Origin of the sequence: Sphaerisporangium krabiense (genome assembly GCF_014200435.1) — a bacterium.
Classification (GTDB): domain Bacteria; phylum Actinomycetota; class Actinomycetes; order Streptosporangiales; family Streptosporangiaceae; genus Sphaerisporangium; species Sphaerisporangium krabiense.
This window is the reverse complement of record NZ_JACHBR010000001.1, coordinates 5,627,832-5,639,730: the sequence shown is the minus strand read 5'-3', so window position 1 is coordinate 5,639,730 and position 11,899 is coordinate 5,627,832. Positions and strand designations below refer to the sequence as shown.

The 11,899-nt window shown below is 72.2% G+C and carries 11 protein-coding genes; all 11 read right to left on the bottom strand.

Translation table 11 applies throughout. The features are described from left to right. Positions 1-173 precede the first annotated feature (173 nt). Complete coding sequence (gene metK / locus BJ981_RS24735) at positions 174-1,367, bottom strand: methionine adenosyltransferase (protein ID WP_184614201.1); 1,194 nt, start codon at positions 1,365-1,367, stop codon at positions 174-176. 123 nt (positions 1,368-1,490) lie between these two features. Continuing rightward, on the bottom strand, positions 1,491-1,859 hold the full coding sequence (locus BJ981_RS24730) for a hypothetical protein (protein WP_184614199.1): 369 nt from the start codon (positions 1,857-1,859) through the stop codon (positions 1,491-1,493). 101 nt (positions 1,860-1,960) lie between these two features. Next, positions 1,961-3,181, bottom strand: a complete 1,221-nt coding sequence (gene coaBC / locus BJ981_RS24725; RefSeq protein ID WP_184614197.1) for a bifunctional phosphopantothenoylcysteine decarboxylase/phosphopantothenate--cysteine ligase CoaBC — start codon at positions 3,179-3,181, stop codon at positions 1,961-1,963. A 29-nt stretch (positions 3,182-3,210) separates the two neighbouring features. Next, a complete protein-coding gene (gene rpoZ, locus BJ981_RS24720; protein ID WP_184614195.1) occupies positions 3,211-3,474 on the bottom strand; it encodes a DNA-directed RNA polymerase subunit omega in 264 nt (87 codons plus the stop codon). A 105-nt stretch (positions 3,475-3,579) separates the two neighbouring features. After that, the gene (gene gmk / locus BJ981_RS24715; RefSeq protein ID WP_184614193.1) at positions 3,580-4,173 is read right to left on the bottom strand and encodes a guanylate kinase; all 594 of its coding nucleotides are present in this window, start codon (positions 4,171-4,173) and stop codon (positions 3,580-3,582) included. A 121-nt stretch (positions 4,174-4,294) separates the two neighbouring features. Further along, complete coding sequence (gene mihF, locus BJ981_RS24710) at positions 4,295-4,618, bottom strand: integration host factor, actinobacterial type (RefSeq protein WP_114031276.1); 324 nt, start codon at positions 4,616-4,618, stop codon at positions 4,295-4,297. Positions 4,619-4,887: 269 nt separating this feature from the next. Beyond that, entirely contained in the window at positions 4,888-5,586 is a 699-nt protein-coding gene (pyrF, locus tag BJ981_RS24705) for an orotidine-5'-phosphate decarboxylase (protein ID WP_184614191.1), read from the bottom strand. Next, entirely contained in the window at positions 5,583-6,557 is a 975-nt protein-coding gene (locus BJ981_RS24700; protein WP_184614189.1) for a dihydroorotate dehydrogenase, read from the bottom strand. Before BJ981_RS24700 ends, pyrF begins: the two co-directional genes overlap by 4 nt. After that, positions 6,547-7,443, bottom strand: coding sequence for a dihydroorotate dehydrogenase electron transfer subunit (locus tag BJ981_RS24695; protein WP_239138957.1), 897 nt, complete (start codon positions 7,441-7,443; stop codon positions 6,547-6,549). The genes BJ981_RS24700 and BJ981_RS24695 overlap by 11 nt, the downstream gene beginning before the upstream one ends. A 14-nt stretch (positions 7,444-7,457) precedes the next feature. After that, on the bottom strand, positions 7,458-10,751 hold the full coding sequence (gene carB, locus BJ981_RS24690; RefSeq protein ID WP_184614180.1) for a carbamoyl-phosphate synthase large subunit: 3,294 nt from the start codon (positions 10,749-10,751) through the stop codon (positions 7,458-7,460). Further along, the gene (carA, locus tag BJ981_RS24685) at positions 10,744-11,895 is read right to left on the bottom strand and encodes a glutamine-hydrolyzing carbamoyl-phosphate synthase small subunit (RefSeq protein WP_184614171.1); all 1,152 of its coding nucleotides are present in this window, start codon (positions 11,893-11,895) and stop codon (positions 10,744-10,746) included. The genes carB and carA overlap by 8 nt, the downstream gene beginning before the upstream one ends. Positions 11,896-11,899: the final 4 nt, after the last annotated feature.

The window sequence follows — 11,899 nt, the reverse complement described above, 5'->3', positions numbered from 1 at the left end:
CTATCGCCTGGTCAGAGCGGGAACCGCCGCCCGCGCCGCGACCCGCGGGACGACGGAGGCATCGGACTCCGGCGACCGGAGTCCGATGCCTCACACGCGCAGACCATGCCCGGTCCCCGAGCCGGGGACCGGTGCCGAGCGCTCACAGAGCTCGCGGCGCTGTGAGGCGTGGGTCAGAGGCCGAGGGCCTGGCGGAGGTCCTCGGCGCGGTCGGTGCGCTCCCAGGAGAAGTTGGGCTCCTCGCGGCCGAAGTGGCCGTAGGCGGCGGTCTGGGAGTAGATCGGCCGCAGCAGGTCCAGATCACGGATGATCGCCGCCGGACGCAGGTCGAACACCCGCGAGATCGCCTCCTGGATCCGCGACACCTCCACCTTCTCGGTGCCGAACGTCTCCACGAACACCCCCACCGGCTGCGCCTTGCCGATCGCGTAGGCCACCTGCACCTCCACCCGATCCGCCAGACCCGCCGCCACCACGTTCTTGGCCACCCACCGCATCGCATACGCCGCCGAACGGTCCACCTTCGACGGATCCTTACCCGAGAACGCCCCACCCCCATGACGGGCCATCCCGCCATAGGTGTCCACAATGATCTTCCGGCCCGTCAGACCCGCGTCCCCCATCGGACCACCGATCTCGAACCGCCCCGTCGGGTTCACCAGCAACCGGTACCCCTCGACATCGATGTCCAGCTCGGCCAGCACCGGCTCGACCACGTGCTCCCTGACGTCGGGGGTGAGCATCTCCTTCAGGTCGATCTCGGGGGCGTGCTGGCTGGAGACGACGACGGTGTCCAGCCGCACCGGGCGGTCGCCGTCGTACTCGATCGTCACCTGCGTCTTGCCGTCCGGGCGCAGATACGGCACCGTGCCGTTCTTGCGCACCTCCGACAACCGGCGCGCCATCCGATGCGCCAGCGTGATCGGCAACGGCATCAGCTCCGGGGTCTCCCGGCACGCGTAACCGAACATCAGACCCTGGTCGCCGGCCCCCTGACGGTCCAGGTCGTCGGAACCCTCACCCTCACGGACCTCATAGGCGTCGTCCACGCCCTGGGCGATGTCGGGCGACTGCGCCCCGATGGACACCGACACACCACACGAGGCGCCGTCGAAGCCCTTGTGCGAGGCGTCGTACCCGATCTCCAGGATCTTCTCCCGGATGACACCGGGAATGTCGACGTAGGTCTCGGTGGTGACCTCACCGGCGACGTGGACCTGGCCGGTGGTGATCAGCGTCTCGACCGCGACCCGGCTGGTCGGGTGGTCCTTGAGCATGGCGTCGAGGATCGCGTCACTGATCTGGTCGGCGATCTTGTCCGGGTGGCCCTCTGTGACCGACTCGGAAGTGAACAGGCGGCGGGACAACTCACAGGCTCCTCATGCAGCGGCTGCTGACGTCGTGGCATTGGCTTGGACGGCCAAGGCGCTGCGCCGAGTTTAGCCCGACGAGGTGCGGCGCCGCGCAACCGTCTCACGGCGTGGCGGGGCCTAGAGATCGGGAAGCGGGTCCTTGGGCAGGTCCGCGGGCGAGAACGCCTCGGCGTCGGCCGCCGCGATGACGGGGACGTACTCGGCCTCGACCTCGAACAGGGTGTCGCCGAGCCGGATCGCGGGCCGCGAGTCGTGCCGTACGGGGCCGAGGCGGGTGCGGCGGGGGTAGCGCGCCCAGACGACGGCGGGTTCGTCGCGGGTGAACAGCTTGGTGGCGAGCACGGTGACCGACAGGCCGGTCACCACGACGAGGTAGTGGGAGGCGCCGCCCGATCCGGTGAGGGTGGCGGGGAAGACGTAGTGCAGTTCCTCACCCTGGGGCAACAGGGATCGGCAGCGTTGTCGCACCGTGGCGGTCACCGGCATCGCGTGGCCCTCTCACTCCGGCATCCTCCCGGAGTATCCGCCGGGAACCGGCCGCCATCAAGCCGTCATGAGCAGGACTCATCAAAACGGGGGCGGGCGGCTCAGGCGAGGCGGGCGGCCACGAGGTCCCAGACGACGTCGGCCAGCCCCTCCTTGGGGCCGCGCGGCACCTCGACCGGGTCGCCGCCCGCGACGAGGATCACGGCGGCGTTGTCGGGGGTGCCGAAGGCGAGGTTCTCGCCGACCTGGTTGACGACGAGCAGGTCGCAGCCCTTGCGGGCGAGCTTGGCCTGACCGTTGGCGAGGACGTCGTCGGTCTCGGCGGCGAATCCGGCGATGACCTCGGGCCAGGGCCGGCGCCCCGCGCGGCGCAGGTCGCACAACTCGGCGAGGATGTCCGGATTTTTCGTGAGATGAATGGGTTCGGGATCCGCCGACGACTTCTTGATCTTGGAGTCGCTGCGCGCGGCGGGCCGGAAGTCGGCGACCGCCGCCGCCATCACCACCGCGTCGGCGCTCCCCGCGGCCTCGAGGACGGCCTCCCGCAGGGCGAGCGCGGACTCCACCCGCACCACCGTGGCGCCCGCCGGATCGGGCAGCGCCACGTTGGCGGCCACCAGCGTGACGCAGGCGCCGCGCGCGACGGCCGTGCGCGCCAGCGCGTACCCCTGCAGGCCCGAGGACCGGTTGCCGATGAACCGCACCGGGTCGATGGCCTCGCGGGTGCCGCCGGCGGAGACGACGACGTGGCGGCCCGCCAGGTCGGCCCCGCGGCCGGACAGGACACCGCGGCAGACCTCGAAGATCGCGGCGGGGTCCGGCAGGCGCCCCCGGCCGGTGTCGGCGCCGGTCAGCCGCCCTACGGCGGGGTCGATGACCAGGCAGCCGCGCTCGCGCAGGGTGGCGACGTTGGCGCGGGTGGCGGGGTGCTCCCACATCTCGGTGTGCATCGCCGGGGCGAAGACGACCGGGCAGCGGGCGGTCAGCAGGGTGTTGGTGAGCAGGTCACCGGCGAGGCCGTGCGCGGCCCTGGCGAGGATGTCGGCCGTGGCGGGCGCGACCACCACCAGGTCGGCCGCCTGCCCGATGCGGACGTGCGGCACCTCGTGGACGGACTCCCAGACCTCGCTGGTCACGGGGTTGCCGGAGAGGGCGGCCCAGGTGGGCTCGCCGACGAACCGCAGAGCGTCCCGCGTGGGGACGACGCGGACGTCGTGGCCCGACTCGGTGAACAGCCGCAGCAGCTCGCAGGCCTTGTACGCCGCGATGCCCGCGCCCACACCGAGAACGACGCTCGGCCCGGCGGAGGCCTGGGTGTTCATCACGGGGGCGCGCGGCGGACGGGTCGAGGTCAGCCCTCGATGGCCTCGGAGGTCAGCAGGCCCTCGGAGATCTCGCGCAGCGCGATGGAGAGGGGCTTCTCCTGGGCGTGCGTCTCCACGAGCGGCCCGACGTACTCCAGAAGGCCCTCGCCGAGCTGGGAGTAGTAGGCGTTGATCTGGCGCGCCCGCTTCGCGCCCATGATGACCAGGCTGTACTTGCTGTCGACGACCTCAAGCAGCTGGTCGATCGGCGGGTTGGTGATGCCTTCGGCAAGCGGGGCGGTGCCGGCCACGTCGTCGGCCTCTCAGTCGGGATGTCGGATCGATCGGAGGATCGGTCCCGGCCTTGCAGAATACCAAGCCTCACGGGCGCGCCGGACGCGCGCACGGGCCGATCGTCACGTCATCAAGGCTATCAGCCGGGCGCACACGTCGCCGACGGCCGTGTTGACCAGCGAGACGTCGAACTCCTTCTCGGCGGCGAGCTCGACGCGGCCGGCGGCCAGGCGGCGCGTGATGACGTCCTCGGGCTCTGTGCCACGCCCGCGCAGGCGGCTCTCCAGCTCTTCCCAGCTCGGCGGGGCCAGGAAGACCAGCAGCGCCTCGGGCATGGACTCACGGACCTGCCGGGCGCCCTGGAGGTCGATCTCCAGGAGCGTGGGGACGCCGTCCGCGAGCTTGCGCTCCACGGGCGCCCGGGGCGTTCCGTACCTGTTGCCGGCGAACTCCGCCCATTCGAGGAGCTCGCCCGCGGCGACCATGCGGTCGAATTCGTCGCCGGCGACGAAGTAGTACTCGACGCCGTGCGTCTCGCCGGGCCGGGGGGCCCTGGTGGTCACCGAGACCGACAGCCACACCTCGGGGTGGGACCGCCGAAGCTCGGCGACGACCGTGGACTTTCCCACGCCGGACGGCCCGGAGAGGACCGTCAGGCGCTTGCCCGCCGGTCCGGAGGAGACATGCGCCGCCTCCGGACTGCCGGTGGAAGGCATGGAGTCACCGCCACGTGTCCCGAACCCCCCGAAAACGGGCGCCCGTTGGACGCCGCCCTCTTCGGGCCAGGACGTACCGGTCACTCCACACCCCCGTGATCTCTGTTCCAGCCGGCCGAGATCAGCTCTCGGCGCCGCCGAACTCGCGCTCCAGAGCGGCCCGCTGGTTCGCGCCGAGACCCCGCACGCGGCGGGACTCGGCGATACCGAGCCTCTCCATCAGCTGCTTGGCGCGGACCTTGCCCACGCCGGGGAGCGACTCCAAAAGTGCCGACACCTTCATCTTGCCGATGACGTCGTCGGTCTGACCATCCTTCAGCACCTCAGCCAGAGAAACCGCGCCGTGCTTGAGCCGGTTCTTGACCTCGGCACGCTCTTTGCGGGCTTTGGCAGCCTTCTCCAGGGCTGCGGCGCGCTGCTCGGGGGTCAGGGGAGGAAGAGCCACGCCGGGTCACCTCGAATTTCTGTCGATGTACTCGGACGGGAGGGGAAACTAGCTGGTCTTGGGCCTTCAAGCAACGTCAAGCCCAGTTTCTCCCCCGACAAAATTGTTTTCATCACTCTTCGTGTTCGGAGAATCGCATTCCGTCGACAAAACACGCCTGTACTGGCCGCTCTCGGGCTAGTCATCCCCGGACGGCCGATCGGCTCCGGGCTAGTCCCCGCAGGCGGTTCCCGGCCATCCGCGCGGGCCGCGAAAGGGGGCCCGGCGCGTCAGGCCTGGAGCACCCGCCGCAGGGCCGCGGCGATGCGCGCGGCGGCCGCTCCGGGGTCGGCGGCGCCGGTGATGGGACGCCCGATCACGAGAAGATCGGCCCCGTCGGCGACGGCCTGCTCCGGAGTCGCTACTCTTGCCTGGTCCTGGGTTTCGGCACCGGCGGGCCGCACCCCAGGCGTGATGAGCATGACATCGGGCCCGACCTCGGCCCGCACCGCGGCGACCTCGCGGGGCGAGCAGACCAGGGCCTGGGCGCCCGCGCCGACGGCCTCGACGGCCAGACGGCGCACGGCGTCACCGGAGGGTCCCCTGATTCCGATACGCTCCAGATCGGCCTCTGAGAGCGACGTCAGGGCCGTGACGGCGGCGACGCGGGTGTGCGGGGCGTTCTCGACCGCGGCCCGGATCATCGCGCGGCCGCCCGCGGCGTGCACGGTGAGGATGGCGGGCCTGAGCCGCGCGACGGCGCGCGCGGCGCCGGCGACGGTGTTGGGGATGTCGTGCAGCTTCAGGTCGAGGAACACCTGCACACCGGTGGCGCCCCGCACCGAGGCGATCACGTCGGGACCGTAACGGAGGTAGAGTTCGAGGCCGACCTTCACGGTGCTCACGTGCGGGGTGACGGCCGCGGCCCAGCGGGCCGCCGTCTCCAGGTCGGGCGCGTCGAGGGCCACGGCGATGGGTGCGGACGTCACAGAGAGGTCTCCTCAAGGTCGGTTCGGTGCCGGGGTCCGGCCCCGGGCGGACGGTGGGCCAGCCCCACCGCGTCGGCGAGCCGCTCGAAGCCGCGCTCCTTGAGCAGCTCCTCCAGCTCGCGCAGGATGCGCAGGCAGGCGTAGGGGTCGTGGAACAGCGCGGTGCCCACGGCGACCACGCAGGCGCCCGCCAGGATCATCTCCAGCGCGTCGCGGCCGCTCGCCACGCCGCCCATGCCGACGATCGGCACGCCGGGCAGCGCGGCGTGCACCTGCCACAGGCAGCGCACGGCGAGGGGCCTGATGGCCGGGCCCGAGAGGCCGCCGGTGCCGGCGGCCAGCGCGGGACGCATGGTGTCGACGTCGATGCTCATGCCCAGCGGTGTGTTGATCATGGCGAGCGCGTCGGCGCCGCCGTCCACGCACGACCGGGCGACCGCGACGATGTCGGCGACGTCGGGGGCGAGCTTGGCGACCACGGGCAGGTCGTAGCGCAGGGTCGCGCGGACGCTCGAGACGACCTCCGCCGAGGCGGCGGGGTCGCGGGCGAAGACCCTGCCCAGGTCCTCGACGTTCGGGCAGGAGAGGTTGACCTCGACCGCGGCGACGCCGGGCGCGTCCGACAGCCTGCGGGCCAGCGCGGTGTACTCCGCGACGCTGCCCCCCGCGATGGACACGACGGCGCGGGCCCCGCGGTCGACCAGGCGCGGCAGCTCGCGCTCCAGGAACGCCTCCACGCCCGGCCCCTGCAGGCCGACGCCGTTGAGCAGGCCCGAGGGGGTCTCGGCCATGCGCGGGGTGGGGCGCCCGGCGCGGGGGGCCATGGTGATCGAGCGGGTGACGACCGCGCCGAGACGGGCAAGCTCGAAGAACTGGGAGAGCTCGGCACCGGAGGCGGCGCACCCGGCGGCCGTGGTGATCGGGTTGGCCAGTTCGACGTGCGCGAGGTACGTCCGCATGTCAACTGACATTTCTGGAGTGGGCACCCCCCTCCTGCACTCGTCCCCCGGGCGCGCCCAGGGCGTCGAAGGGGATGGTCCCGACATCCTCGAACCGCACCCGCTCCCCGCGGAAGACCGGGCCGTCCACGCACGAGCGTGCCATGCGCGTGACGCCGTCGTCGCCGATGACGGGCAGCACGCACGTCATGCAGACGCCGTACCCGCAGGCCATCGCCTCCTCGACCGACACCTGCACGGGGATGTCGAACTCGACCGCGACGGCGGTGACGCCGCGCAGCATGGACATCGGCCCGCAGGCGTACACCACGTCGGCGCGCGCGTCGGCGATCACCGAGGGCAGCGCGTCGGTGACGAGGCCGCGCAGGCCGAGCGAGCCGTCCTCGGTGGTCAGGGTGATGGTCTCCCCCATGCGGCGGGCCCGCAGCGCGCCGAAGACGCGGTCGGCGGAGGCGGCGCCGAGCACGAAGTCGACCCGGCAGCCGCGCTGCTGCAGGGTGTCGGCGAGCGCGAACAGCGACGCCGAGCCGTACTCGCCGCCGACCAGCACGCACGTGCAGGGGTCGCGGGGCACGGGGAACGGGCGGCCGAGCGGGCCCACCAGGTCCAGGGTGTCCCTGGCCTTGCGCTCGGCCAGCCACGCGGTCCCCCGGCCGCGCACGGCGAAGACCAGCTCCACCGTGCCGCCGTAGTCGGGCTTGACGTCGTGCACCGAAAAGGCGCGGCGCGCGGGCATGGACGTGTGCGGGCCGCCGACGGCCACGGAGACGAAGTGGCCGGGACGGAAGCGCTCGGCGATGCCCGGCGCCACCACGGTCAGGGCGTGGTAGGCGTCGACGCGGCGCGTCGTCAGCACCGTGCCCGTCACCTGCACCGGAGTTCCGGCCGTCTCCTTCACCTCCCGCCGCGGGGTCAGCCCCTCAGTCTCTTGGCGTGCTCCTGGAGCGACCGTACGCCCACCGAGCCCGCCGCGACGGCCTGAATGCCCTGGACCGCCGCCGCGAGCCCCTGCACGGTCGTGACGCACGGGACGCCCCGCAGGACGGCGGCGGTGCGGATCTCGTAGCCGTCCAGGCGGGGCCCGGACTGGCCGGGGCTGCCGAAGGGGGTGTTCACGATGAGGTCGACCTCGCCGTCCAGGATGCGCGTGACGATCGTCGGCTCACCGTCCGTGCCGGGGCCGTCGCTCTGCTTGCGCACGATCTTGGCATGGACGCCGTTGCGGCGCAGCACCTCCGCGGTCCCCTCCGTGGCGAGGATCTCGAAGCCCAGGTCGGCGAGGGCCTTCACCGGGAAGACCATCGCGCGCTTGTCGCGGTTGGCGACCGAGACGAACGCGCGCCCCTTGGTCGGCAGCGAGCCGTAGGCCGCGGACTGCGACTTGGCGTAGGCGGTGCCGAAGACCTCGTCGATGCCCATCACCTCGCCCGTGGAGCGCATCTCGGGCCCGAGCACGATGTCCACGCCCCGGAACCGGTTGAACGGCAGCACGGCCTCCTTGACCGCGATGGGGGCGTCCAGGGGCAGCGTGCCGCCGTCGCCCTCGCGCGGCAGCATGCCCTCCTCGCGCAGGGACGCGATGCTCGCGCCCATCATCACCCGGGCGGCGGCCTTGGCGAGCGGCACCGCCGTCGCCTTGGACACGAACGGCACCGTGCGGCTCGCGCGCGGGTTGGCCTCCAGGACGTACAGGATGTTGGCCGACAGGGCGTACTGGACGTTCAGGAGGCCGCGCACGCCGACGCCGCGCGCGATGGCCTCGGTCGCGGCGCGGATGCGCTTGATGTCGAACCCGCCGAGCGTGATCGGCGGCAGCGCGCACGCCGAGTCGCCGGAGTGGATGCCGGCCTCCTCGATGTGCTCCATCACGCCGCCGAGGTACAGCTCCTCGCCGTCGAACAGCGCGTCCACGTCGATCTCGATGGCCTCGTCGAGGAACTTGTCGACGAGCACGGGGTGGTCGCCGGTCGCGCGGCCCATGTAGGCGCTCAGCGTGTCCTCGTCGTAGACGATCGCCATGCCGGCGCCGCCGAGGACGTAGGAGGGGCGCACCAGCACCGGGTAGCCGATCTCGGCGGCGACCTCCCGCGCCTGCTCCACGGTCATGGCGGTGCCGTGCCGGGGCGCGGGCAGCGCGGCCTCGGCGAGCACCCGGCCGAACGCCCCGCGGTCCTCCGCCAGGTGGATGGACTCGGGGCTGGTGCCGACGACCGGCACGCCGGCGTCCTTGAGCGCCTGGGCGAGCCCGAGCGGCGTCTGGCCCCCGAGCTGCACGATGACCCCGGCGATGGGGCCGGTCTCGCGCTCGGCGCGCACGACCTCCAGGACGTCCTCCAGGGTGAGCGGCTCGAAGTAGAGCCGGTCGGAGGTGTCGTAGTCGGTCGAGACGGTCTCGGGGTTGCAGTTGACCATCACGGTCTCGTAGCCGGCGGCCGACAGCTCGAACGAGGCGTGCACGCAGGCGTAGTCGAACTCGATGCCCTGGCCGATGCGGTTCGGCCCGCTGCCGAGGATGATCACCTTGGGCCGGTCGCCGCCGGGGACCTCGGTCTCTTCGTCGTAGGTCGAGTACAGGTAGGGGGTCTTGGCGGCGAACTCCGCGGCGCAGGTGTCCACGGTGTTGTAGACCGGCCGCACCCCGAGCGCGTCGCGCAGGGCCCTGACCTCGGGCTCGGCCATCCCGCGGATCCCGGCGATCTGGGCGTCGGAGAAGCCGTGCCGCTTGGCCCTGGTCAGCGTGGCGGCGGTGAGCTCGCCCTCGCGCAGGGCGGCGGCCTCCTCGTCGATCAGGAAGAGCTGGTCCAGGAACCACGGGTCCACGGCGGTGGCCTCGTACAGCTCCTCCAGGGTGGCGCCGGCCCGGATGGCCTGCTGCATCGTGCGCAGCCGCCCGTCGTGCGGCGTGCGGCACGCCTCGAGCAGCCGGCGCCTGTCCTCCGGGCCTCCGGGGTCGCCGGCCCAGGAGAAGGACGACTCCTTCTTCTCCAGCGACCTGAGGGCCTTCTGGAGGGCCTCGGGGAAGGACCTGCCGATGGCCATGGCCTCGCCCACCGACTTCATGTGGGTGGTGAGGGTGCGGTCGGCGCCGGCGAACTTCTCGAACGCGAAACGCGGGACCTTCACCACCACGTAGTCCAGCGACGGCTCGAAGGAGGCGGGGGTCTCGCGGGTGATGTCGTTGGGGATCTCGTCCAGGGTGTAGCCGATGGCCAGCTTGGCGGCGATCTTGGCGATCGGGAAGCCGGTGGCCTTGGAGGCCAGGGCGCTGGAACGCGACACCCGGGGGTTCATCTCGATGACGATCATGCGCCCGGTGCGCGGGTCCACGGCGAACTGGATGTTGCAGCCGCCGGTGTCGACGCCGACCTCGCGGATGACGGCGATGGCGACGTCGCGCATGTTCTGGTACTCGCGGTCGGTCAGCGTCATGGCCGGGGCCACGGTGACGCTGTCGCCGGTGTGCACGCCCATCGGGTCGATGTTCTCGATGGAGCAGACGATGACGACGTTGTCGGCCCGGTCGCGCATGACCTCCAGCTCGTACTCCTTCCAGCCGAGGATCGACTCCTCCAGGAGCACCTCGGTGGTCGGCGAGGCGTCGAGCCCGGCCCCGGCGATGCGGCGCAGGTCCTCCTCGTCGTAGGCGAAGCCCGAGCCGGCGCCGCCCATGGTGAAGCTCGGCCGCACGACCACCGGGTAGCCGAGGGTGCCGGCGGCGGCCAGGCACTCCTCCAGCGTGTGGCAGATCGCCGACCGCGCGGACTCGGCGTTCAGCCCGTGCTCCTCGGCGACCTTGGCGACGATACCCTTGAACAGCTCGCGGTTCTCGCCGGCCTGGATCGCCGCGATGTCGGCGCCGATGAGCTCGACGCCGTAGCGCTCGAGCACGCCCGCCTCGTACAGGGCGACGGCGGTGTTGAGCGCGGTCTGGCCGCCGAGGGTGGGCAGCAGGGCGTCGGGGCGCTCCTTGGCGATGATCTGCTCGACGATGCCCGGGGTGATCGGCTCGACGTAGGTGGCGTCGGCGAACTCCGGGTCGGTCATGATCGTGGCGGGGTTGCTGTTGACGAGGATCACCCGGTAGCCCTCGGCGCGCAGCACCCGGCAGGCCTGCGTGCCGGAGTAGTCGAACTCGCAGGCCTGGCCGATCACGATCGGCCCCGAGCCGATCACCATGATCGTCGAGATGTCGGTGCGCTTAGCCATTGCCCCGCTCCTCCCCCTTCGTGCCCGTGGCGCCGCCCGCCATCAGGGCGCAGAACTCGTCGAACAGGCCCGCGGCGTCGTGCGGGCCCGCGGCGGCCTCGGGGTGGTACTGCACGCTGAACGCCGGGTAGTCGAGCAGGCGCAGCCCCTCGACGCAGCCGTCGTTGAGGTTCACGTGGCTCACCTCGCCGCGCCCGTACGGGGTGTCGAACGGGCCGTCCAGCGGCGCCTGGACCGCGAAGCCGTGGTTGTGGGCGGAGATGTCCACCTTGCCGGTCCGGCGGTCCTGGACGGGCTGGTTGACGCCCCGGTGGCCGTAGCGGAGCTTGTAGGTGCCGAGGCCGAGCGCCCGGCCCAGGATCTGGTTGCCGAAGCAGATGCCGAACACCGGCCTGCGGGCCTCCAGCACCCCGGTCAGCGTCTCCACGGCGTAGTCCGCGGCGGCCGGGTCTCCGGGGCCGTTGGACAGGAACACCCCGTCGGGGTCGAGGGCCAGCACGTCGGCGGCGGTCGCGGTGGCGGGCAGCACGTGCACCTCGCAGCCGCGCTCGGCCATGCGGTACGGCGTCATCGCCTTGATGCCGAGGTCGATCGCCGCGACCGTGAACCGCTTGACGCCGTGGGCGGGCACGACGTACGGCTCGGCCGTGGAGACCTGCTTGGCCAGGTCGGCGCCGACCATCGCGGGGCTGGTGCGCACGCGCTCGGCCAGCTCCTCGACCGGGGCCGCGGGCCCGGTGAACACGCCGGCGCGCATCGCGCCGCGCTCGCGCAGGTGGCGGGTGAGCGCGCGGGTGCCGGGCATGGCGATGCCGACCACGCCCTGGCGGCGCAGCTCCTCGTCCAGGGAGCGGCGCGAGCGCCAGTTGGAGGCGACCCGCGCCGGCTCGCGCACGACGTACCCGGCCACCCAGATCCGCGAGGACTCCGGGTCCTCGTCGTTGACGCCGGTGTTGCCGATGTGCGGGGCGGTCATCGCCACGATCTGGCCGTGGTAGGACGGGTCGGTCAGGGTCTCCTGGTATCCGGTCATGCCCGTGGCGAAGACCATCTCGCCGAAGGTCTCCCCCTCGGCGCCGTAGGAGGTGCCGTGGAAGGCGCGGCCGTCCTCCAGCACGAGGACCGCCGGAGTGGGGCGCGTCACCTGG